This is a genomic window from Acetoanaerobium sticklandii (assembly GCF_000196455.1).
In the GTDB taxonomy this organism is placed as follows: Bacteria; Bacillota; Clostridia; order Peptostreptococcales; family Filifactoraceae; genus Acetoanaerobium; species Acetoanaerobium sticklandii.
Genome location: NC_014614.1, coordinates 621,493 through 645,211, shown reverse-complemented (window position 1 = coordinate 645,211; position 23,719 = coordinate 621,493). Strand labels below are relative to the sequence as shown.

The following is a 23,719-nucleotide window of genomic DNA, read 5'->3' as shown; positions in this document are numbered from 1 at the left end:
ATTACTCAAGTCCAGTAAATTCTTCTGCTTTATAATATCCAGAATCAACTAGCTCAGCTTTTACATTTTCTTTATCTACAACTATAACTTCTGTTTGCTTAGCTTTTACATCTATATTTCCATTGTTATATGATCCAGTTGTATCAGGTGTTCCTCCTGATAATAATGCAACTGCCATATCAATTGAATCCTTAACTAAAGTACGAACATCTTTAAATACTGTCATAGATTGTTTTCCATCTATGATGTATTGAACTGAAGCTATCTCAGCATCTTGACCTGTTACAAGGTAGCTAGTTACAGCTGCGTCTGATCCAAATGCATCCGCTATAGCTCTTGCAGTTCCATCGTTTGGAGCTAGTATAAATACATCTCCCTTATCTGCATCTGCTGCTGAAGTAAGGTGAGCTTCTGCTTTGTTCTTAGCTTCGTTGAAATCCCAGTTAGTAGTGATTTGGCCTATAATTTTACCCATTTCATCTCTTGTAAGTGTTGCTTTGTCTTGAAGAGCTATAGCTTCTGAAGAGTTCTTGATTACAAAAGTTCCATCAGCGATTTTAGGCTGAAGTACATTCCAAGCTCCTTCAAAGAATAGGAAAGCGTTATTATCTGATGCAGCTCCTGCATACAGGTAAAGTGGATGTCCAGTTCCAGTTGCATTGTCTACTAAGTATTGAGCTTGAGCTTCACCAACAGCTATAGAATCAAATGTTACATAATAATCTACAGCTTCAGTATCAGTGATTAAACGGTCATAAGATATTACATTTATTCCCTCTGCTTTAGCTGCTTCAACTGCTGCCGCTGCTGCTCCGCCATCGTGAGGACAGATAATTAGAGTCTTAATACCTTTTGCTATAAGAGCATCTACATTTTCTTTTTCCTTAGCTGATGAACCTTGGCTAAATAGAATCTCTACAGAATACTCTGTATCTTTTAATGCTTCTCTAAAACGAGTTTCATCCTGAACCCATCTTGGCTCGTCTTTGGTTGGTAGAACTATTCCTACGTCAACTTGTGCACTTTGTCCAGAGCACGCAGTTAGTCCCATTAAAACTACGACAAACATAAGTAGTGCTAATACTTTTTTCATTACCCTTCCTCCTTAAATAAATCGTTTTCCTGATAAACATAATATTTTTATCCCTTAAATTATCTCAAAATTCTAAAATTAAGTAACTATACTAATTTAACAACATACATAAGGATTTGGGGAGATTAAAGAAAAAAATATAAATTTTAGAAACTATCTGTAATATTTTGTGTCTAAATTTTACTGTTTGCGATATACATCTGATTTTAAGTGAAATCCATCTTTTATTATTGTTTGGTCTATATTAGATTTATCAACTGCTACTGGCTCCAAAAATAAGCACTTGATATCATATGTTCCATCATTCATTGTAGCTTTAGTTTCAATTTTTTCCCCATTTGCAAGCTTTATAGCCATCTCTATAGCTATAGTAACCAAATCATCTATTGGTTTGTATACTGTCATAAGCTGAGTGCCTTCTACTATTCTTTGACAAGCAGTTAAATCTGCATCTTGCCCCACTAGTATAACCTCGCCTGAGAGTCTATATTCAGAAAGTGCTTCAAATGCAGCTTCAGCAAGACTGTCATTTCCAGATATAATTGCATCTGGCTTTATATCACTTTTCAAAGTCTCTTCTGTATATCTAAAAGCCTCTTCCTTAAGCCAGTTTGTTGCCCAATATTCTTCAATTAAATTGATTTCGCCACTTTTAATATAAGGCTTTAATATTGAGTCATAGCCTTGTTTTATCATATTTGTATTGTTATCAGACTTTGCTCCATTAATTATTAGTAAATCCTGTACTTGTTCGTCTACTACTGTCTGCGCCATAAGCTGGCCTACTTTGAAGTTGTCAAAGGATATGTAAAGGTCTACATTTGCATTTTGGACTAGCCTGTCATAGGAAATAACCGGAACGCCTTTAGCCTTGGCAAGAGATACAGCCTCTGCTGCTGCTTTGTAATCTGTTGGAACTATCATTAAAACATCTATTTCTTGTTTTAATAGATATTTCACCTGCTCTATTTGGTCGTTGTCATTGTTATTTGCATTTAGGACTATCAAATCCACTCCGTACTCAGCTGCCTTTGCTCTTAGAAGGCCACTGTCCTTTATCCATCTATCTTCCTTTAGTGTCCCAAGTGTCAGACCTATTTTCGTTAGCTTGTTTTCTGCTTTTAAGATACTGTCGTTTTTTTCATTTGCTTTAAGATATATATTCGCTTCATAGGCTATCATAATCACAAGAGCTGACAATGTAATAATCAGCGCTCCTATAATTATTTTTTTTGTATCTAGTTTAGGTTTATTCATCATTTATCACTCCCGGCTCTGTATTCAGTCGGTGTCAATCCAGTTATTTTTTTAAAAATCTTACAGTAGTAATTCGGGTCATTATATCCTATCTCAAGGCTTATATCTTTTACACTTTTTTGAGTTCTGCTTAACATTTCAAGCGATTTTTCTATTCTTAAATCAGTAAGATAATCTGTAAAGCTTTTTCCAATTTTCTGCTTAAAAATCTTGCTGAAATAGTGGTAGCTGATATTCACTTGCTTGGCTACAAAATCCATGCTGATATTCTCATTGTAATGCTTATCAATGTATTTTAGGGCATCTGGAATCACGCCTTCTTCTATAGACAGTAGCTGAGCTTTTGCTTCACTATCCCACTGCAATATGAAATTAGAAAACTGATTCGCCATTTCTAATATAGAGTCTGAGTTTAATAACCGCTCTATTTTTTCTCCTGTTTTTTGAGTCATATCTATAGGAAGGTGCTTTTCACATATCACTAGGGCTTCTAATAATCTTTGCTTATATATATGCGCTGGAAGGTGAGATATTTTATCATGGAATTTTTTTAAGCTGTGCTTTGCTCCCACAAAATCTAGTCTTCCAATATTCTCAGCTAGCCTTACAAGCTGATAGGCATAGTCCTTTACCTCAGACTCATTCACGCTATTATCAGCTTCATAAACGTTAACCTTATAATCACCAAAAGCTGCTAGCTCACTTTCTTTTAGGGACTCATATATATTTTCATAATCCTTTAAGCTGCCTATGCCTATCTTAAACTCATAAGGAAACTGTCTCGATAATTTCTGATGCAAGGATTTTATTTCATCGATTAAGAAATCTGATATTCGCCTATCATCAGTATTTGGCACCCATGCGTACTGCTTGCTTGCAACGCTCTGGCTCACAATACAAGGAGCTATTTTTTTTAATAATATCCTAGCCGTTTCAAAAAAAGCTTGAATTTGACTAGATGTTTTGTAATCATCTGGCCCATCCTCAGTTATTTTCAGTGTGATTGCACATCCTTTTTCAAGATTTATTTCGAATAAATTTTCATAAAAATCCTTTGAAAAAAAATCTTCAAATGCATACATATGCTGAGTTATAAACTGATTTTCAAGCAATGGCGAAACAAGGGTTAGCTTCTCTTTTAGCTCATACTCCCACTTATTTTGAATTTGCTTGCTTTTAACTATCTTGCTTGCTTTCTCTATTGCCATAAGAAGCTGGTCTTTTTTTATTGGCTTTAGCAGATATTCTACCGCTCCAAGACCGATAGATTCTTTTGCATAATCAAAAAGATCATATGCTGTAAGCACTATAAACAATATATTTGGATTGCTGGCTTTAATCTGTCTGATTGCTTCTAGTCCATCTATTCCAGGCATTTGAATGTCCATTATAGCTATATCTGGACTAAGCTCATTAACCTTAATTATAGCTTCTTTTCCACTAGATGCAGTTGCTACTATATTTACATCCTCAATATTGTTTTTTATTATCTTCTTAACAGCTTCAATCGCTAGATATTCATCATCTGCAATCAGTATTCTTAGCATAAAACACCTCTATAGTCTATTATTGAGTGGTAAACTTAAGATTACCTTGGTTCCCTTGTCTGGTGTACTCACTATATCAATTATCTTTTGTTTTTCTTCTACTTGAAATGAAAGCTTGAGTCTTTTTATAACATTACTTACTCCTATGCCTGAAAGATGCTTATTTGAGTTTTCTGCAGCTGTTTCCCCGGCATTATCTTCATTTATTAAATTATCTACCTGCTCCTTTGTCATCCCCATACCATCATCCTCAATGGAGATTAAAAGAACTTCATTTTCTACTTTTGTTTCAAGCCTTATAGTTCCATTTCTTTCAAGATTTTGGAGTCCGTGAATATATGCATTTTCTATTATTGGCTGAAGTGTAATCCTAGGGATTTTTATTCCTAGAGATTTCTTGTCTATGTTATATTCATAAGCTATTCTCTCCCCAAACCTCATCTTGAGTATACTCATATAGTTGCTCACAAATTCAAGTTCATCACTAAGGGGTACTAGCTCGTCCAAGCTTTTTAGATTGTATCTAAATATATCCGCTATATTTTGTATGAAAAGTGAAGTCGTTTCTGCATCCTCAATTACAGCTAGCTGCGAAGCCGCATTTAATGTATTGAAAAGAAAATGTGGATTAATCTGAGATTGTAGAAATTTCAGTTCAGATTCCTTTAAAAGGGCTTTCATTTTAAAGTTCTGTACCTCTTGGTCTCTTAATCTATTTTCAACCTCTGCTTGATTTTTTATATCTACTATATGTCCCTTTACGCTATCCATCATTTTTATAAAGGCTTCAGAAAGTATATCAATTTCATCTCCTGTATGGGTCTTTTTCATTTCTATATAAAAATTCCCTTTGGCTATTTCCTCAGCATTATGAGACAAATCTGTAAGAGGCTGGGTGAGCTTATACGATGACCTTATTGCTACAATAAGGGTTACTACTATCATAGAAATAATAAGACCTAAATTGAGTATAAACAAGAATCTCATAGTCTGATTTAAAACGTCATATCGCTTTGAGCCTTCCTCTAGGCGGTTGTTCAGCATTTCTACTATATATGAATCTATATAGGCTCTGATTTCATTACTTCTTGCAAAATGCTCAGTATACTGGCTGCTTACTCTTCCACGCTTTGAAATTACAGCCTTATCAGTTTCAGCTAGCAAGTCCTCTAGCATAAAGCCTATATCTTTTAATAGCATTTCATCTCGGTTATAGCTTAATTTTCTAGGAATTTTAGCTGCCAGATTATTTAGACTATTGTAATGGGAATAATAGTCTAGCAAATCTTCAGAAGAAGCACTGATTAGATATTTCTCAAGCTCCATATTTAACTCAGTTACATCGTTTTTCAAATTATTAAGATATACGTAATCTACTATTATATCCTGAGTATTGCTCTTTAAAAATACTGCCGTAAAATATGAAATCATACTTACGCTTCCAAGCAAAAATATAGGAACTAAAAAGTAAATTATGAGCTTTTTTCTTATTCCAATGAATTTAGCAAAATAGTTTTTCATCTTATCACCTACCTTGCTTTTGGATGTTTATCTGAGTATTTATGTAGGTAGGAGTGTAGTAACCTTTATTAATATTTACCATACTCTCTACACTCATATATCCCATGCTGTATCCATCGCTTTCAATAGTGCTGTGAATGATGCCTTTATCTATATAATCTTTTATTTTATCTGAGCTTCCTGTTCCTACAAGTTTAATTTTTCCTACTCTATTTCTATCTACTATAAGCCTCGCACTACCTAGAGTATCTGAAGTGCTAAGCGTAAGAATAGCATTAATTTCAGGATGATTGCTTATTATATCTTGAGTTATTTCCTCTGAGCTAATTACTCCCATGGCAGAGGTATATACCTTTACTATTTCCATATTTGGCTGTTCCTTTAAAAAATCGAAGAATCCGCTCATTTTAAGGTCATATTCCAAGGTATCGCTTCCTATATCTTCATTGGATATTACTGCTATTTTAGCAACTCCGCCAGTAGCTTCATGCATTAGCTTGGCAGCTTCTTTTCCAAAGGTATAGCTGTTTGCTCCTATATATACCTGTCTTTTGCTAGAAGAGGCATCGCTATCTACTGTTACAACTGGAATGTTTTGTTCAAAAGCTTGGTCGATACGTTTTGAGTAATCAGCCAATCTAGGGACATAGGTAATTATTCCATCTACGTTTGAAATAGTTGCTATGTCAAGATACTTATAAGCCTCTTGAGCATTAGAAAATCTCGGAGATACATATTCTACATAGACATTGTAGTCAAGTGCAGCTTTTTTTACTCCCTCCTCTACTTTTTGCCAAAAAGGGTCAGTCGAGCTTTGAGCGATGAAATAAAAATGATAGTCTGGAGCTTCTTCAACGAGCTTTGAATTAATAGCTTTTAACTGCCCTAGCACTACAGATGCCAAGCATATGGCTATAACAAGTAAGCTTATGGAGTATTTTTTTATCAGCCTAACTAAGCCTCTTAGCATAGGTAGCTATCCCCTTTCACGATTTATACTCTAGATATTGTCCTTTACAGAAATTCTTCTTTTTTCTGCATCGCTCATATGTCCCAGCTCTATTAGACGTATCACTTGATAAGCCTCCAAAGCAGTCACCGGAGGTATGGTTTTATTAACTATAGCTTCGTAAATTCCTTTGTAATAAAGTCTATAGTCTCCAGTTAATGTAGGTATGACTTTTTGATTATCTTCTTCATGTAAAATTCCATAGGATTCTTCATCTACAGCTGGAATAGGATAGCTCTCACCACATCTTAGAGCATTTTCCTGGGGATCCAGCCCGTAGGTTGCGTAGCTTCCCTTAGTCCCCAAGGCCATAAATCTTGGCAAAACGACATTTACAAGTGAGCCCGCTTTTAATGTAACTTTAAGGTTTTTTTCTTCGTAGTAAAGTATCATTTCAAACTGGTCTACCTCACTTGATTGTCTTTGCCTTGCTATATCGCAGTATAATTCATCTGGCATTCCAAATAAATCAAGTGCTTGGTCTATAAGGTGCGAACCTAAATCAAACAATACTCCAGAGCCTGGGAGACTGCATTCTCTCCAGCCATCTTTTTTCACCTCTGGTCTAAATCTATCAAAATGAGATTCAAGCTCTACCAGTCGTCCTAAATTGCCACTAGCTATTAGACTTTTTAGAGTCAGATAGTCCCCATCATATCTTCTATTTTGGTATGCAGAAAGCACTAGCTTTAGCTTCTCTGCTTTTTCAATCAGAGCCTTTGCACTTAAAGAGTCTGGTGTAAATGGCTTTTCTATTACAACATGCTTCCCAGCATCTAGTGCTTTGTTTGCAAGCTCAAAGTGCAGCTGATTAGGTGTACTTATAATCACTAAATCTATAGTATCATTTTTTGTAATTTCATCTATATTATCGACAATTTCTGCCCTAGGAAAATCCAGCTTAGCTTGAAATTTTTTCTCAGGATTTGTCGTAACTATCATCTTTATATCAAATTCTTTTAAACCTCTTAATACTCCACCTTGAAAAAATCTTCCTGATAGGCCATAGCCTACTAACCCTACATTAATTACAGTCTTATTTTCTTTATTCTCGATTTTCATATACTCACCTCGATTGTTTTAGGTTAAAAAACAGCTTGAGCCATGCCTATGCATTTAAACTCAAGCTGTAAGTACATAATATATGATTATTAAAGAGCCGCTATAACTTCTATTTCTACTACTGCATCCTTAGGAAGTCTAGCTACCTCCACAGCTGATCTAGCTGGAGGATTTTGTGGAAAATATGTTGCATATACTTCATTCATAGCTACGAAATTATTCATATCGCTTAGGAAAACAGTTGTTTTTATAACGTTATCCATAGTAGCTCCTTCAACTTCAAGTATAGCCTTTACGTTTTCTAATGATTGTTTTGTCGCTGCCGCAATCTCAGTAACCATTTCTCCAGTTGCTGGATTAAGAGGAATCTGTCCTGAAGTAAAAATCATATTTCCTATTCTCATAGCCTGAGAGTATGGTCCTATTGCTCCCGGTGCTTTTTCTGTTGCAATTACTTTTTTACTCATTTATATATCACTCCTTATATTAATTTATTCTTATTCTACCACGAAATTTCTGCATAAGAAAGTACACTGTAAATATAGCAATATATCTACAGTGTACTTATAAAATTCGATATTTATTTAATTAGTTCATTACTGTTTCGATTTCTTTTGAATTTACATGGTGTTGTTGTTTGCAAGCTTTGATTACGTGCTTAGCAAGGATAGAAGTTGTAACTGAACCAACTCCACCTGGAACTGGAGTAATCATAGCTGCTTTATCAACTATATTATCAAAATCAGTATCTCCACACATATTTCCATCTTTATCTACGTTGATACCTACATCTATAACTACAGCGCCTTCTCTTACCCAGTTTTCTTTAACTAGTCTAGGAACTCCAACGCCTACTACAACTACATCAGCCTCTTTAGTCATCTTAGAAGAATCCTTAGTAAAGATATGGCAAGTAGTTACAGTTGCAAATTCATTAAGTAAAAGTATAGATACTGGCTTACCAACAACCATAGATGCTCCAACTACTGTAACATCTTTACCTTTTACATCTACATCGTAGAACTTAAGAATTTCCATAACTGCTGTTGGTGTACATGGAGGAAAACCTGTTTCGTCTCCTTCAGTCATCTTTCCAACATTTACAGGGCTAAAGCAATCTACGTCTTTTTCTGGTGAGATTATGTACTTGATTACGCTTTCATCAAGCTGCTGTGGCAATGGTCTAAATATTAGCATACCATTAACTGATGCATCATTATTTAATTCTTGGATCTTTGCTATGAAATCATCTTGAGTGATATCTGCTGCAAGCTCTACAACTTGAGTCTCAATTCCAACTTTTTTACATTTTGTTAGAGCTCCTTTTTCATAAGCTAAATCGTCTCCTCTAGCTCCAACTCTTACGATAGCTAGCTTTGGTGTTATCCCCCTAACACTTAATAGCTCAACTTCCTGAATAAGTTCCTCAGTAATACTATCTGCTACTGGTTTACCTTTAATTATCTCTCCCATTTAACACGCCTCCCTATAATAAAAAAATTTATCATCTAGTGCTGCTATTCTCATTATATACTATTTTATTCACAAAATAAATAATTATTCGAAATATATTATTTTTATACATAAATATTCATAGTTATAATAATAAACTAGAAATTTTTATTTCGCATTTTCTATCTATAACTTAAGCAAAGATAATTATTGCTAAAATTTAATGGCAATAATTAAATTCAGCTTTCCCATAAAACTTATAGTATTTGGCTTTTCAAACCCTAAATATAAGATATAATTATAGCTATATCATTAAAAATACAGCTGTGCAAAGGAGTAGATTAGATGACAAAACAACTTAAGGCAGATATTGCTTTGTTACTTGTTACGGTTGGATGGGGAGCTTCCTTTATATTGACCAAAAACTCACTGTCTGAGCTTCAATCCTATAATTTTCTTGCTTTAAGATTCATTTTTGCTTTTTTTATATCCGCAGTGATTTATTACAAAAAAATTATTTCAATTGATAAATTTACCTTAAAGCATGGAATCCTTCTGGGCTTATTGTTATTTGCAACCTATGCTTTTCAGACAGTAGGAATTAATTACACCACAGCTTCCAAATCCGCTTTTATCACTGGATTTAGCGTAATACTTGTTCCTATTTTTTCTGCAATAATCGCAAGAAAGCTTCCAAATCTTCTAACTGTAATAAGCGTCGCCTTAGCTTTTTCGGGTCTTGCCTTAATCACCCTAAATCAAGATGTAGGTGGGCTAAATATTGGAGATATCTACACAGGAGTCTGCGCTGTCTTCTTTGCAATTTATATAATTCTCGTGGGCAAGTTTACTGTAAAAGCAGAATCCATAGCCTTTGCAATAGTTCAAATAGGAGTCGTAGGTTTCCTAAGCCTTATAGTCTCTCTAGCAATAGAAACTCCTACAGTACCTGTAAGTCTTCCAGTGTGGATTAACCTAGCTATATTAAGCCTTGTATGTACTTCTGGAGCTTATATAGTTCAAAACGTAGCTCAAAAATACACCTCAGCTACTCACACTGCACTTATTTACACCTGTGAGCCAGTATTTGCAGCTATATTTGCATACCTTGCAGTGGGCGAAGTTCTAGGAGTAAAAGGAAGCATGGGCGCTGTGCTTATAGTTGTAGGAATGCTTCTTATCGAGCTTGATATTCCAAAGCTCCTTTATAAAAAAACACATCCTTAATGTTCCGCATGACTTTCATTGTAAAAAAATTTATAAAATGCTATAATTAAAACAATATCGATATTCGATATTGTTTTTCGTTTAAATAATATTGAGGTGATAAACTTGGCAGATCAAATCTTAAGAAAATTTTTTCTAGGCTTTATTCAGATTCACATATTGCATCATGCAAAGAAAGAGCCTATCTATGGTACTTGGATGATAGAAGAGCTAGAAGAGCATGGCTATGATATGAGTCCTGGCACACTTTATCCTATACTTCACAGTATGGAAAATAAAGGACTGCTTACTAAAGAGGATAGAAATGTAGATGGCAAAATAAGAAAATATTATTCCATAACTCCTCTTGGCGAAGATATACTAGAGCAAGCAAAAGCAAAAGCTTATGAACTCTTTAAAGAGATTAAATAAGGGGGTATTATGTTTAAAATAGAAAATCTCAAATACAAAAATATATTAGATGTAAAAAATTTAGAAATTCGTTCAAATATAGTCACTACTATAGTAGGAAAAAGTGGAAGTGGTAAAACTACTCTTCTTAAGCTTTTAAACAAACTCATTAGTCCTGAAAGTGGAAAAGTTTACTACCTAGGAAATGATTTAGAACAAGTAGATTCAATAGCTCATAGGCGAAAGGTAGTAATGTTATCTCAAACTCCTGTTGTTTTTGCTGGTTCAGTTAAAGATAATCTTCTTATTGGCCTTGATTTCTCAGAAAAGCCTCACCCATCTGATTATAAGCTAATCGAGGTTCTTCATAAAGTTCACCTTAACCTTTCACTATCTGCCGATGCAGACAAGCTATCAGGTGGAGAAAAGCAAAGATTATCCCTAGGAAGAATATTGCTTATGAACCCTGAAGTTTATTTGCTCGATGAGCCTTCCTCTGCACTCGACAAAGAAACTGAAGGTATAGTCATATCGACTTTGTATACACATGTAAAGGAAACTAATAAAACCTTGATAATGGTAAGTCATTCTACTGAGGTAGCAGATGATTATTCTGACTGCATAATAAAAATGGAAAATGGCTCAGTAATTGATATTAAGGAGGTGTAGAAATTGGATTCTTCGATATTGGAGCTGAGCTTTATTCAGCTTGGACTTGCATATATTTTTGTACTAATTACACTTGTAATTATAAGAAAAAGAAAGCTAAATCGGGAAAAAGAACTTCTGATTTCTACTATCAGAATGACTATTCAGCTTATACTGACTGGCTATGTGCTTGTATATATCTTTGATAATGTAAGTATGCTTTATACGATTTGCATAATTATTTTGATGGAGTGCTTTGCAATCTATACTATATTTAAGCAAAGCAAGCATCCTCTTAGCTCAAAGCTAAAAAAAATAATAGCTTTTTCTATGAGCATCGGCACCTTATCTAGCTTATTTTATTTCTTGATTATAGTTGTCAGAATATCACCATGGTATGACCCTAGATACTTTATCCCAATAGCTGGGATGCTTATAGGAAACTCTATGACAGGGATTTCTCTAGGAATATCTACATTAATAAAAGGCATGACTACTCAAAAGGACAAAGTAGAAACTGCACTTATGCTAGGTGCAACTCCAAAACAAGCCTCAAAAGAATTTATAGATTCAGCTTTTGATTCAGCTATATTGCCAACCATCAACTCCATGCTTGGAATGGGGATAATTTTTCTTCCTGGTATGATGACAGGTCAAATACTATCAGGTACCTCTCCAGTGGTTGCCATAAGATATCAAATAGCTATTATGCTAGGAATTTTGGGAAGTGTGTCTTTTACGACTATACTGAGTCTTAGCCTAGGCTATAAAACATTTTTCAACTCAAATAAACAGCTCGATTATTAAACTCAATCTTTTACATTTTTCACATGAAATATTGTCATTTAGATGTTAACCTTATTTATGTATATGTGTTATAATTTGCATGATAATAATTTGCATATGAAATTTGGAGGTTTCTTTAATGAAAAACGTAATTTTTGAATGGATTAAAACTATTGTGATAGCTTTTGCTGCAGCATTTCTTATAAATGTATTTATCACTCCACTTCAAGTTCACAGTGTATCAATGAATCCAACTCTAGTTGAAAATGACTATCTTATTTTAAACGACCATGCCAAAATAGAGCGTGGAGATATTGTATCCTTCACTTCAGATATTCCTTTTGAAGAATATGAACTGCAAAGCTTCAACTTCATCCAAAAGTTTCAAGCTGGAGATACAAAAAACCTAATCAAAAGAGTCATTGCTCTTCCTGGTGATCAGCTTCAAATCTACGATGGTAAAGTATATCTCAATGGAGAGTTACAAGAAGAACCTTACATCTTAGGCGATTTTACTTTTGGTGATATCTATATAGAAGAAATTCCAGAAGGTGAAATTTTTGTAATGGGAGATAATAGAGATAATAGCTTGGATAGCAGAAGCTTTGGAACAGTATCTATAGATAAAGTCCAAGGAAGAGCTATGGTACGTCTTTTCCCTTTTAATAAAATAGGAATATTAGAATAACTTTAAAAAGCCTTGAAATCATTTAGTTTAAAATGATTCAAGGCTTTAATTTTATTATTCGTTAGCCCACTCGTCCATACGCTTCATAACTTCATCATAGGTTTTTTGAGAAATTTCAGGAAGATATCCTCCAAGCGCTTCCTTAGCTTGCTTAAATCCATCTTCTATAGCTGCTTTTAGCTTGCCAATCTGAGCTTTATCTCCGCCAGAAATTGCTTTTGCAAAATCAACTATTCTAGTCGCTACTGCATCTACGCTATATTCTCCACCTTCATCTATCGATGCCTGAGCTTCTAGCCTAGTCTGCTCGTCTACTTTTACTTCTTTTCCGTCTTCAAATACATCTTTGAAAGTAAGCCCTTGTCTTTTTAAAAGCTCCTTAACCATGTTCCTTAGATTAGCATGTCTTTGCTCAGCTTCAGCTTTTAATTTATCAACAGCAGTTTTATCGTAGGTTATATACTTTTCTTCAACTTTTTCTGATTTCTCATACTTTACCGCTGGATTATTTTCTACCTTTGGAGAGCTGACATCCTTGTCCTTCTCAGCTAGCTTTTCTTTCACAGGCTTACCTTGAGGTAGTATCTGTCCCTGCGAATTAACTGATTTAATATCCATATTATTTCCTCCTTGATAATCAACAAAAATACAAGTCATATTTCCATTTTTGCTCTATATTATATATCGGCAGAAAATAAAAACTTAATAGATATCATTTCCTTCTTTTTTCCAATTCCTCATCTATATCTTTATAATCTACACCCTTTTCCACCATAAGTACTGTAAGGTGATACAACAAATCTGATATTTCATATATAAGTTCTGATTTATCATCATTTTTTGCTGCAATAATCACTTCTGCACTTTCTTCACCAATTTTTTTGAGGATTTTATCCAGTCCCTTGTCAAATAAATACGAGGTATAAGAGCCCTCTACCCTATTGGCTTTTCTGTTTAAAACAACTTCATAAAGCTCACTTAAATTCTTCATTTTTCCACCACCTTTAAAAGTCTATATCGTTCATATATCATTAAATACATACCGATTAAAATTTTATTAAAATAGCTTTTTAATTTTAAATTTCTATATTCTATATAATCCCTTAAACAATCTGGTTGAAAAAACAGCTAGTTTCACCAGTATGACAAGTAGGCCCTTCTGGTAGAGCTTTTATAAGCACTGTATCTGAATCACAGTCTAAATACAGCTCTTTAACCTTCAAAATATTTCCTGAGGTTTCCCCTTTTTTCCAGAGTTTATCTCTGCTTCTGCTATAAAAATATACACAGTTAGTCTCAAGTGTTTTACTATACGCTTCCTCATTTGTGTATCCTAGCATCAGCACTTGATTTGTATTATAATCTTGAACTATTACTGGGACCAATCCTTTGCTAAAATCAACCATAGCTTTATCCCACCCTAACTGATATTTCATTTTGTGATAGATATTTTTTTACACTTCCTATACTATCTTGATTGTAGTGAAATATAGAAGCGGCTAATGCTCCAGTAGCTCCTGTTTTTTCAAATACCTCTAGGATATCTTCTTTTGAACCACACCCACCAGATGCTATCACTGGAATATTCACAGCCTTTGTTACTTTATCTAAAAATTCAGTATCATATCCATTCTTTGTCCCATCACTGTCCATACTAGTTAAAAGAATTTCACCAGCCCCTAAATCTGCCGCCTTTTTTATCCACTCCAGAGCATCAATTCCTGTCTGAGTAGTTCCTCCATTTATTACTACTTCTTCTCTGCCATTTATTTTTTTAGTATCTACTGCTACTACTATGCACTGACTTCCAAATAGCTTGGCTCCATCTGTTATCAGCTTAGGATTTTTTACTGCACTGCTGTTAATCGATACCTTATCCGCACCTTTTAAAATCACATTTCTCATATCCTCAACTGTTGAGATTCCTCCTCCCACAGTAAAAGGAATAAATATTGACTTTGCAACTTTTTCAACCATTTCAAGCATAGTTTTTCTAGCTTCTAAGGTTGCTGATATATCTAAAAATACTAGCTCATCTGCTCCATCCATGTAGTATTTTTGAGCAAGCTCAACTGGATCTGCTATAGATTTTAAGCCTTCAAAATTAATACCCTTAACTACCTTTGAATCCTTTACATCAAGACATGGGATAATGCGTTTATATGCCATAACTTCCTCCTAATTCAAATGCTTTTTCCAAATCTATTCTGCCACTGTAGATGGACTTGCCTAGTATTGCTCCTGCAAGCTTATTATCTTTTATACTTTCTAAATCCTTGTAGTCAGCTACTCCACCAGAAACTATTATCTCTCCACTGTAGATTTTACTTAGCTCTAGAGCTAGATTAATATTTGGACCTAAAAGTGTTCCATCCTTTGTGATATCTGTTAATACTATTCTTCTTACATTTAGATTTTCCAGCTTACTCGTGATATCATATACCAGTGCCTCTGAACCATCTAGCCAGCCTCTAGTCATCAGCACTTCACCTTTCACATCAAGAGCTGCAACTATTTTATCTTTATATATCTCTACTGCTTTTGCAAATAGCTCAAAATCTTCTGCTATCATCGAGCCAATAACTACAGAGTCTATTCCAAGCTCTAGAGCAGTTTCTATATCTTCAATAGTTCTTATTCCCCCTCCTAGCTGAATTTTTTGTCTTTGTGATGTTTTCGATTTGCATATCTCCTTTATTATCCCCATATTTGCAAACTTATCCCCAAGAGCACCATCTAAATTCACTATATGGGCTTCTTCTGCTCCTAGATTAAGAAAGTTATTCACAATAGCAACTGGATTTTCCCCAACTACTGTTTCTTTTGCAAAATCCCCTTGATAGAGTCTTACTGCTCTTCCCGATTTAATGTCTACAGATGGTATAATTTTCATAGCACATCTCCTTAAAATTTCTTAGTATCTTAAGTCCTGAGTTTCCACTTTTTTCTGGGTGAAACTGAAGTCCATATATATTGTCCTTTGCTACTATAACTGGCATATCTTCTGTATAGCTACAGATGCCTACGACCTCGTCTTTTTGTTCATATGCTCTATATGAGTGAGCAAAATATCCGTCAAACTTATCGTCTAAACCTCTAGTGAGCCTAGTGCTTTTTCTTAGCTCAATCTGATTCCAGCCCATATGAGGTGTTACCACTGCCTTATCTAGCAAATCCACTTTCCCTGAAAAAAATCCTAGCCCAGTGCTTAGCCCTTCCTCAGTTCCAAAGTCATAAAATATTTGCATCCCTAAGCAAATCCCCAGTACCTTCTTTGTCTTTGCAAACTCTGATATGACCTCTTTAGTAAAGCCTTTAGCTTTTAGATTTTCTATTGCAGTCTTAAATGAGCCAACTCCAGGGATAATCAGTCCAGAAATTTCACTTAACTGAGCTGGACACGTTATTACCATTGATTTTGCTTCTATATTTTCAAGGGCACTTTCCACACTTTTTAAATTTCCTGCATTGTAATCTAAAATTCCTATCATTTACTCCTCCACCTTTCCTTTGGTTGAAAATATTTCTCCATCCACCACTGTTATTGCTTGTTTTATCGCTAATCCTAAGCTTTTAAAAATAGCCTCCGTTATGTGATGGTCATTCTTCCCTTTTAATACATCTATGTGAATAGTAGATTCGCTGTTATTTGCGATAGCTCTTAAAAACTCAAGCGTCATATCCGTATCATAAGCTCCGATTTTTTCTCTTTTAAATTCATAGTCAAAATCTAAGTAAGCTCTACCACCCATATCTATAACTGTTCTAACTAGAGCTTCATCCATAGGAATAATTGCATTTGCATATCTATTTATAGAGGTATCCTTTATCATCATTTTTAAAGTCTTTCCTAAAGCTATTGCAGTATCTTCGATTGTATGATGAGTATCTACAAATAAGTCTCCTTCGACTTTTATATAACCATTCAAGTTCGCATATCGTCCAAAAGTTATGAGCATATGGTCGAAAAATCCAATTCCAGTATCTGATTCTAAGCTTTTATACTCATCAGCCCTGGTATCTAAAAGAATTTCGATTTTTGTCTCTGATGTGAGTCTTTTATACTGCCCTCTCATTTTGATATCCCCTTCTTTCTTCTTTAGCAAGTGATATAGCTCTTTTTAGCTCAGATACCAGCTTTACATTGTCCTCTATATTACCTACAGTTATTCTTATCCCGTCTTCAAATGAGCGAATTAGGATTCCTTTTTCTAGTAAATATTCATAGATATCTGCTGAATACTTTGTTTTCATATAGATAAAATTAGCTGAGCTTTCATAAATCTGGATTTCATCATTTAGTTCAGCTATAAGCTTATAATATAAGTCATCTCTTGAGCATTTCACTTCTTTAATATATTTTGCAATAAGCTTAGGATAACTCAGTATCTCCGTAGCTATATTTTGGGTCAAGCTGTTCACATTGTATGGAGAGCGTACCTGCTCTATTTTATCTATATTATTTGACTCAGAGCCTAAGAACCCTACTCTTATCCCTGCCAGCCCTAAGGCTTTCGAGCAAGTTTTGGTTATTACAAGATTGTCGTATTTTGATATTAGGTCAGACACGCTTTGATTGTAAAAATCCATGTAGGCTTCGTCTACTATCACAGTTCCCCAGAATGTTTTAATGAGTTGCTCTACATCTGATTTCAAAAAGCCTTTGCCAGTTGGATTGTTGGGATTTGAAAAAACTATCACTGATGCCATATTAATTCTTGCCGCATTTATTAGGTCTTCAAGCTTCATGGTCTTAACCTTAATCAAGCTAGCATTATATTTTTTAGAATATACCTCATACATTGAAAAATCTGGATCAAAGCAAACTACAGTTTTAGATTGAGCAAATACTGAAAATGCTAAATCTATAAGCTCATCAGAGCCATTTCCTGCAATTAGGTTTTCGTAAGGAATTTTGGAATACTTGCTATATGCTTTTCTTAGCTTAATAGCCTTTGCATCAGGATATCTATTTATACTTACTTTAGAAAATACAGATTTTTGTATGATTGAAGCTATTATCTCTGCCTCATAACCCTTTGCTCTCTCATTAGCATCTAGCTTTAATATATTACTCATCATCTTAAAACCTCCTCAAAATCGAATTTGCATGTCCATCTAAATTTTCTGCCTTTGCAAAACAGGCTATATCCTTATAAATTTTTTCAAGCCCTTCTTTGCTTGCTTCTATATAGTTACTTCTTTTCATAAAGCTTTGAATCCCTAGAGGCGAAAAAGCTTTAGCGCTTCCATTGGTTGGAAGTATGTGGTTTGGCCCAGCCATGTAATCCCCTAGTGGCTCTGGCGAGTATTCTCCTGAAAAAATACATCCAGCATTTGTAAGGCTGTCAGTAATTTTTTTATCTTCAAACAAAACCTCAAGATGCTCTGGAGCTATTTGATTAGCTATATCTATGAGTTCCTGCTTAGTATCACATACTAGAATCGCTCCATAGTTTTTAATTGATTCAGATGCAATTTTAGATTTTGGGAGCTTTGATAGCTGAATGCCCACTTCATTTGATACAGCCTCTGCTTCTTTATCGCTTAGAGTTAGTAGTATAGATGATGCCAGCTCATCATGCTCTGCCTGTGAAATCAAATCTGCCGCTATATAGCTTGGATTTTGATTTCCATCTGATACTATTAGAATTTCACTAGGTCCAGCTATCATATCTACATTTACAGTTCCATAAACCAATTTTTTTGCAACTGATACATAGATATTTCCTGGTCCTGTAATGATATCTACCTTTGGAATAGACTCTGTGCCATATGCAAGAGCAGCAATTGCCTGTGCTCCTCCGACCTTGAATATTCTATCTACCTTGCAAAGCTTGGCCGCATAAAGCACTTCAGGGCTTATCACTCCATTTTCATCGCAAGGCACTGTCATAATGATATTTTTAACCCCAGCAGCTCTTGCTGGTATGGCATTCATAAGTACGGATGATGGATAGGCTGCCTTGCCCCCTGGGACATAGATTCCTGCTGTTTCTATAGGTATATATCTAGTTTTAGATATGATTCCTTCCTTTTCGTAAATAAAATCCTCAGGCTTTTGAGCTGACTGAAATTCCCATATATTCTCATATGCCTTATCTATAGCTTTTTTAACAGCTTTATCAATTTTCAGTTCGGTCTGACTTAGCTCTATACTGCTTACCTCTAGGCTTTTTAACTCTACCTTGTCAAACTGCTTTGCATAGCTTATCAATGCATTATCACCGTTTTGTTTTACCTTATTTATTATTTCTCTAACTGCATCTAGCACCTTATCTTCCATATCTGCTTGCCTAGAGCTTATTTTATTTAGGAAAGCTCTTGCTCTTTCAGAATTTAGCTTAAATATATTCACAGCGCTCTCCTCCTCTTTTTAATTCATTTATTAAGCTATCTATCATTGCAAATTTTCTGCTTGATATTTCATTAGATACTACTAGCTTTGCATTAATATCAAATAGCTCCTCATAAACTACAAGTCCATTTTCTTTTAAGGTTGTGCCTGTTTGAACTATATCTACTATGACATCAGCTATTCCAGTTGCCACAGCAAGCTCCACAGAGCCTTGCAGATAAATGATTTCAGCATCAATCCCTTTATTTTTAAAAATATCCTTTGCAATATTGGGGTATTTGGTTGCAACAGTTTTATACTTAACTTTTCCTTTGTTTTCAGTAGGTCCAGCTATTACCATCTTGCACCTTCCTAGCTCTAAATCCATTACCTCTTTTAAGTTGCTTTTGCACTCTAGGAGTACGTCCTTGCCCACCACCCCTATATCAGCCATTCCCATATCTAAATACTGAGGCACATCTTGAGACTTAGGAAGAAGTATCTCCCAGTTTCTTAATCGATCTGTCAGCCTTAGGCTTCTTTTGTTTTGACTCATAGTGCCTTGGTTTTGGTATATTAAATCTAAAAAATCTTCCTGAAGCCTTCCTTTTGCAAGTGCTATTCTTAGCATAATATCTCTCCTTTTTATTGAAATAAAAAAAGCCACCTTGGACTATAAATCCAAAATGGCTCTTGTGCGTACTAAAAATAAAATATATCTTATTTTTGCCATTATTAGAAGTTAGCCCTTTCAAAACACGAACAGGGCTGGACCAATAACGGCTCATACCCTTCTAATAATGATGATGTAGTTGTACAGTTGTAAGTATTAGAAGGTTCATTAGTATCTCTCCTTAGATATATTTTTAATCGTTTTTTTATTTGATAGCTATTATATTTTATACCGAATAAAAATGCAAGCTATTTTTTTAAAATTTGAAATATTATCTTAAATAAGTATTATAAATAGATAAATTTCAATTTATGAATCGCATTTCAAAAGTATAAATTAATTTTATTGAAATTAAAAAGCAAATTCTTTTGTATTGAATATTATTGTTTATCGATTATAGCATAAAAATTCTTTAGTATTGCGGCTACTTGAGCTCTTGTTGCATGACCTCTTGAATTTAGCATATTATTTCCTACACCAGAAATGATTTGATTATTTACTGCCCATGTCATATATTCAAGTGCCCATGGAGATATATTTTCATAATCGCTAAACTCTCTAACCTTCATTCCACCTTGAGTCAAATCATAATTTTTATATTTGCTATATTGATATAAAATAGTTGCCATCTGTTCACGAGTTATTATATCATTTGGGCCAAAATTTCCATTGCCATATCCCACTACAATGTTGTTTTCTGTCGCCCAGTTTACTGCATCTGCAAAATACTGTCCTTGATTTACATCTGTATAATTTTGAGAACCATTTGGCATAGGCTTGTTCTCCATTTGCCAGAATATCGTAACTATCATTCCTCTAGTAGTACTAATATATGGCCCAAATCTATTTTTTTCTACTCCATTCATGATTCCTTTTCCAGTTACAAAATCCACTGCAGGCTTAAACCAATCATCATCATTTACATCTATAAAGATAGGTTTTGACGGTTCTGCTTCTGCCACAACTGTAGGCGGTATTGGTACTTCTTGTTCTACATCATTTTTTTCTTTTTCCTTGTCATCGTCGCTAGATGGTTTACTAGGTTTTGATGGCTTATCTGGTGTTGGGTCTGTTGGTGTTGGGTCTGTTGGTGTTGGGTCTGTTGGTGTTGGATCTGTTGGCACTACTGCCTTTTTGAATATATATCTTCCTATAGCTGCTCCTGTAAGTTTTACAGGCTCACTATTTTCATCTGTCACTCCTAAAACACCTGTGTCATGGACGCTCCAATATTTTCTTTTTGTTCCATAAAAATCAAAATCTCCAGTTACTGAATTTATCTTTGTATCTGTTGGCATCCCTGGAAGTCTAACTACATCACTTTCTCCCTTTTCACCAGATAAGTCTACTATCGCAAATGGAGCTCTTGAGCCATCTGTTATAAGTATGCTAGTATCATCTACATTTAACTTTCCATCAAGAATATATACTCCATATTCACAATTTGTTTCTAATGTTGAGCCATTTTCTACAGATACTCCTCCAGATAAAGCCATTATTCCTCTAGTCTCGGAGTGAATCTCTACATTTGCTCCATTTTGAACTTTCACAGTATCGCATACTATACCTGAATCATATCCACTATTAATAATCAATTCTGTTCCTCTTCCATCAATTATAACCGTTCCATCTACTCCTCCGCCTGATGCTCCCACAGAAATATTACCCAATATATTTATTCTTGCTCCATTTTCTATTGTTACAATATCACCATTAGTTCCTCCACTTATAGTTCCACCTATAGTGAGTACTCCATTTCCTTTAAAAACAAGATCTAACGAATAACTAGTAGATTTGCTTATCCCACCATTCACATTACTATCTTCTTGAGTATTGATTATTGTCTTAGTGTTAGGAACATTAATTAAACCATCAATTATTATATTTTTTAATTCAAGTGTCCATACTTTATTGCCACTCTCTTCTGTCTTTGTCCATGTATAACCTTTATTGTCCGATTCAGTAATTTCAATATCGTCAAGAGTTAAATTGCCATTCATTACTGTCACTGATTTTCCTTCATTTGAAAATGTGTCCCATATAGAAGGCAAGCCATTATCATATTCCTTTACTACACGAACTACTCCAGTTCCTTTTAAGTTAAGGGCTTTGATTTGCTCTACAGTTGTCCCTATCGGAAGGAATATATGAGAGTTATTTACAATAGAAGCTCCTTCTTCTATAATAATGTCTCCTAAAGCACCTTCATCAATCTGCATAAAGCCTATAATCCCCTCGTTTATGCTAAGCTTAAGTTCTGACCCTGCTTTTAAAACTACCTTTTGGTCACCTCTTACCATTAATCCATCAGCATAGTCTACTTCGTTTTTTCCGTAGAAGGTAGATGTCATTATCATATTACTACCTGTTCTATATTCTGAATTTAGTTTTACGTCACTACCTATATTCATTTGAACATTTTCCTCAGTTGTTTCTATTCGAAGTGCATTTAGCGTTCCATTTCCTTTGAGGTTAAAGTTTTTAGATGCTCTAATAATATCTACTTCATTTTCACCCTCTATTATCACATCAACTAGTTCATCTGGAAATATCAGAAGATTATTATCTGCTTCTAAATTAATTCCATGTAATTTAATAGATGCATTTTCTGCTCCTGATGCTGGTCTAAACATAATATAACCACCAGATTTTCTGTAATAAGTAGGTTCTGTAGGCATATTAGTTTTAAAATCAATATTCCCTGTAATTGTCCCCTTATCTTCATAAAGTGTATCGCCAAATAATTGCACCGCTTTACTGCCTAACATAAGGATTCCATTATTTGTTATATTAAGTGCTTTAAGCTGTTCTACACTTACGCCGTCGTTGACTTTAATTATCCCATTGTTTATTAAGCTTGCTCCTTCTGCTGCTGAAAGAGGTCCATTTTTATGATATTCTGCTCCAAAATCTAGTATCGCATTTTCTGGTACTGTAACTGTGCCATAAACTGTATGTGGCCATTCAGTTGTGCTAAGCACTCCTCTTACAATAGCATTTAAACTTGTAGTTGGCTCAACTTCAGTACTTACTGCATCTATAATTGGATGTTCTCCATTCGTATTTACTTCTGCATTTCCTTTTACATATAAATATTTGCAAATACATGCGGCATTATTTGTTCCTGGGCTAACTGATATATTGACTTTTGCATTATCTTTTATCGTAATCTTCCCAGAATAACCTGTGTGCATTCCAAATCCTGTGCATCTTAAATCTAATACTGCATCCTCTTGAATAATAAATTCCCCACTAATATGAGTTTGGTTTATTCCACATAGAGACTCTATATATAGACTCCCGTTTCCGCCAATAGTAATGATGGGTTGAATAGTGCCTATTCGTATTCCATCTCGAGGTGCTTTTAAGCGATTTGCTCCTTCTAAATTCATTATTACTTTTCCAACTATATCAATTGCATCTATGTCGCCTGTCCCTGCTATGTCAATGTTAGCATCATGAAGTGTAACTAGATATGGTACCCCTGCTTGTGTAGGCCAAGTTATAAGTATATATCCATTTCCCGCCTTATATATTACCTGTTTTCCATCTGCTACATATTCAGATTCTGCGATATTTATGCCTGTTGCTGTGGCATCGCCTTTATATGTAACCTCTTTTCCGTCTATAGTGACTATATCTCCTTCGTTTAAGCTAGCTAGATTTTCTGCTACCAATCCATCTAAATCAATAGTGATAGCTCCTCCTGTCGTAGTGGGTTGATTGGAACCTGATAGCATTATGTCATCAGCTCCTGATGATGAGTCTTCCCCCTCAGCAAATACTACTGGCACACTCATTTGCAATACCATAGTAAAAGCAAGTAATGCCGAAAGCATTTTTTTCTTTTGCTTTAAATTCATTTTATACCTCCTTTAATTATTATAAATAATATGATGTATTAATTTTTAGGCAAAATTAAACCTATTTCCAACACCTTACATATTCTATATTTTTAATTTATTTTTTTCTATGGATTTTTACCGAGTGGTCGTTTTTTTGACTGAGTGGTAAAAAAATAAGTCCTAT

24 protein-coding genes are annotated in these 23,719 nt (G+C 34.6%); 5 read left to right on the top strand and 19 right to left on the bottom strand.

The genetic code is table 11. From position 1 onward, the window contains the following. Nucleotide 1: 1 nt before the first annotated feature. From CLOST_RS02975 to CLOST_RS02940, 8 genes are all read right to left on the bottom strand, one after another. Nucleotides 2-1,093, bottom strand: a complete 1,092-nt coding sequence (locus CLOST_RS02975; protein ID WP_013360761.1) for a sugar ABC transporter substrate-binding protein — start codon at nt 1,091-1,093, stop codon at nt 2-4. A 180-nt stretch (nt 1,094-1,273) separates the two neighbouring features. Further along, complete coding sequence (locus tag CLOST_RS02970; RefSeq protein WP_013360760.1) at nt 1,274-2,350, bottom strand: sugar ABC transporter substrate-binding protein; 1,077 nt, start codon at nt 2,348-2,350, stop codon at nt 1,274-1,276. Next, complete coding sequence (locus tag CLOST_RS02965; RefSeq protein WP_013360759.1) at nt 2,350-3,897, bottom strand: response regulator transcription factor; 1,548 nt, start codon at nt 3,895-3,897, stop codon at nt 2,350-2,352. The genes CLOST_RS02970 and CLOST_RS02965 overlap by 1 nt, the downstream gene beginning before the upstream one ends. Nucleotides 3,898-3,906: 9 nt before the next feature. After that, nucleotides 3,907-5,418 (bottom strand): sensor histidine kinase, encoded by a 1,512-nt coding sequence (locus tag CLOST_RS02960; protein WP_013360758.1) that lies wholly within the window; start codon nt 5,416-5,418, stop codon nt 3,907-3,909. Nucleotides 5,419-5,422: 4 nt separating this feature from the next. After that, nucleotides 5,423-6,388: a substrate-binding domain-containing protein gene (locus tag CLOST_RS02955; RefSeq protein ID WP_013360757.1), complete on the bottom strand. Its 966-nt coding sequence runs from the start codon at nt 6,386-6,388 to the stop codon at nt 5,423-5,425. Nucleotides 6,389-6,418: 30 nt separating this feature from the next. Continuing rightward, nucleotides 6,419-7,489, bottom strand: coding sequence for a Gfo/Idh/MocA family oxidoreductase (locus CLOST_RS02950; RefSeq protein WP_013360756.1), 1,071 nt, complete (start codon nt 7,487-7,489; stop codon nt 6,419-6,421). 89 nt (nt 7,490-7,578) lie between these two features. Then, nucleotides 7,579-7,956: a RidA family protein gene (locus CLOST_RS02945; protein ID WP_013360755.1), complete on the bottom strand. Its 378-nt coding sequence runs from the start codon at nt 7,954-7,956 to the stop codon at nt 7,579-7,581. A gap of 121 nt (nt 7,957-8,077) precedes the next feature. Next, the gene (locus CLOST_RS02940) at nt 8,078-8,962 is read right to left on the bottom strand and encodes a bifunctional 5,10-methylenetetrahydrofolate dehydrogenase/5,10-methenyltetrahydrofolate cyclohydrolase (RefSeq protein WP_013360754.1); all 885 of its coding nucleotides are present in this window, start codon (nt 8,960-8,962) and stop codon (nt 8,078-8,080) included. A gap of 324 nt (nt 8,963-9,286) precedes the next feature. On the opposite strand from CLOST_RS02940, the gene CLOST_RS02935 reads away from it, so the two are divergent. From CLOST_RS02935 to lepB, 5 genes are all read left to right on the top strand, one after another. Further along, nucleotides 9,287-10,168 carry a DMT family transporter gene (locus CLOST_RS02935; RefSeq protein WP_013360753.1) on the top strand — a complete coding sequence of 294 codons (882 nt, stop codon included), beginning with the start codon at nt 9,287-9,289 and terminating at the stop codon, nt 10,166-10,168. Between the two features lie 96 nt (nt 10,169-10,264). Beyond that, a complete protein-coding gene (locus CLOST_RS02930; protein WP_334290623.1) occupies nt 10,265-10,579 on the top strand; it encodes a PadR family transcriptional regulator in 315 nt (104 codons plus the stop codon). 9 nt (nt 10,580-10,588) lie between these two features. Next, nucleotides 10,589-11,227, top strand: coding sequence for an ABC transporter ATP-binding protein (locus CLOST_RS02925; protein ID WP_013360751.1), 639 nt, complete (start codon nt 10,589-10,591; stop codon nt 11,225-11,227). A 3-nt stretch (nt 11,228-11,230) separates the two neighbouring features. After that, a complete protein-coding gene (locus CLOST_RS02920; RefSeq protein ID WP_013360750.1) occupies nt 11,231-12,013 on the top strand; it encodes an ABC transporter permease in 783 nt (260 codons plus the stop codon). Between the two features lie 118 nt (nt 12,014-12,131). Continuing rightward, nucleotides 12,132-12,680, top strand: a complete 549-nt coding sequence (gene lepB, locus CLOST_RS02915; RefSeq protein ID WP_013360749.1) for a signal peptidase I — start codon at nt 12,132-12,134, stop codon at nt 12,678-12,680. Between the two features lie 54 nt (nt 12,681-12,734). On the opposite strand, the gene CLOST_RS02910 is transcribed toward lepB, so the two are convergent. The 11 genes from CLOST_RS02910 to CLOST_RS02860 form a co-directional block, all read right to left on the bottom strand. Next, nucleotides 12,735-13,298 carry a hypothetical protein gene (locus tag CLOST_RS02910; RefSeq protein ID WP_013360748.1) on the bottom strand — a complete coding sequence of 188 codons (564 nt, stop codon included), beginning with the start codon at nt 13,296-13,298 and terminating at the stop codon, nt 12,735-12,737. 94 nt (nt 13,299-13,392) lie between these two features. After that, nucleotides 13,393-13,671, bottom strand: a complete 279-nt coding sequence (hisE, locus tag CLOST_RS02905; protein ID WP_013360747.1) for a phosphoribosyl-ATP diphosphatase — start codon at nt 13,669-13,671, stop codon at nt 13,393-13,395. A gap of 112 nt (nt 13,672-13,783) precedes the next feature. Continuing rightward, nucleotides 13,784-14,116 carry a phosphoribosyl-AMP cyclohydrolase gene (hisI, locus tag CLOST_RS02900; protein WP_013360746.1) on the bottom strand — a complete coding sequence of 111 codons (333 nt, stop codon included), beginning with the start codon at nt 14,114-14,116 and terminating at the stop codon, nt 13,784-13,786. Next, the gene (hisF, locus tag CLOST_RS02895; RefSeq protein ID WP_013360745.1) at nt 14,091-14,849 is read right to left on the bottom strand and encodes an imidazole glycerol phosphate synthase subunit HisF; all 759 of its coding nucleotides are present in this window, start codon (nt 14,847-14,849) and stop codon (nt 14,091-14,093) included. Before hisF ends, hisI begins: the two co-directional genes overlap by 26 nt. Then, nucleotides 14,839-15,573, bottom strand: coding sequence for a 1-(5-phosphoribosyl)-5-[(5-phosphoribosylamino)methylideneamino]imidazole-4-carboxamide isomerase (locus tag CLOST_RS02890; protein WP_013360744.1), 735 nt, complete (start codon nt 15,571-15,573; stop codon nt 14,839-14,841). The genes hisF and CLOST_RS02890 overlap by 11 nt, the downstream gene beginning before the upstream one ends. Continuing rightward, on the bottom strand, nt 15,545-16,171 hold the full coding sequence (gene hisH / locus CLOST_RS02885) for an imidazole glycerol phosphate synthase subunit HisH (RefSeq protein WP_013360743.1): 627 nt from the start codon (nt 16,169-16,171) through the stop codon (nt 15,545-15,547). Before hisH ends, CLOST_RS02890 begins: the two co-directional genes overlap by 29 nt. Next, a complete protein-coding gene (hisB, locus tag CLOST_RS02880; RefSeq protein WP_013360742.1) occupies nt 16,172-16,756 on the bottom strand; it encodes an imidazoleglycerol-phosphate dehydratase HisB in 585 nt (194 codons plus the stop codon). Continuing rightward, nucleotides 16,740-17,762 carry a pyridoxal phosphate-dependent aminotransferase gene (locus CLOST_RS02875; RefSeq protein ID WP_013360741.1) on the bottom strand — a complete coding sequence of 341 codons (1,023 nt, stop codon included), beginning with the start codon at nt 17,760-17,762 and terminating at the stop codon, nt 16,740-16,742. Before CLOST_RS02875 ends, hisB begins: the two co-directional genes overlap by 17 nt. 1 nt (nt 17,763) lies before the next feature. Beyond that, nucleotides 17,764-19,038 carry a histidinol dehydrogenase gene (gene hisD, locus CLOST_RS02870; protein ID WP_013360740.1) on the bottom strand — a complete coding sequence of 425 codons (1,275 nt, stop codon included), beginning with the start codon at nt 19,036-19,038 and terminating at the stop codon, nt 17,764-17,766. Then, entirely contained in the window at nt 19,025-19,648 is a 624-nt protein-coding gene (gene hisG, locus CLOST_RS02865) for an ATP phosphoribosyltransferase (protein ID WP_013360739.1), read from the bottom strand. The genes hisD and hisG overlap by 14 nt, the downstream gene beginning before the upstream one ends. Before the next feature lie 422 nt (nt 19,649-20,070). Further along, on the bottom strand, nt 20,071-23,553 hold the full coding sequence (locus tag CLOST_RS02860; RefSeq protein WP_013360738.1) for an S-layer homology domain-containing protein: 3,483 nt from the start codon (nt 23,551-23,553) through the stop codon (nt 20,071-20,073). Between the last annotated feature and the right edge of the window lie 166 nt (nt 23,554-23,719).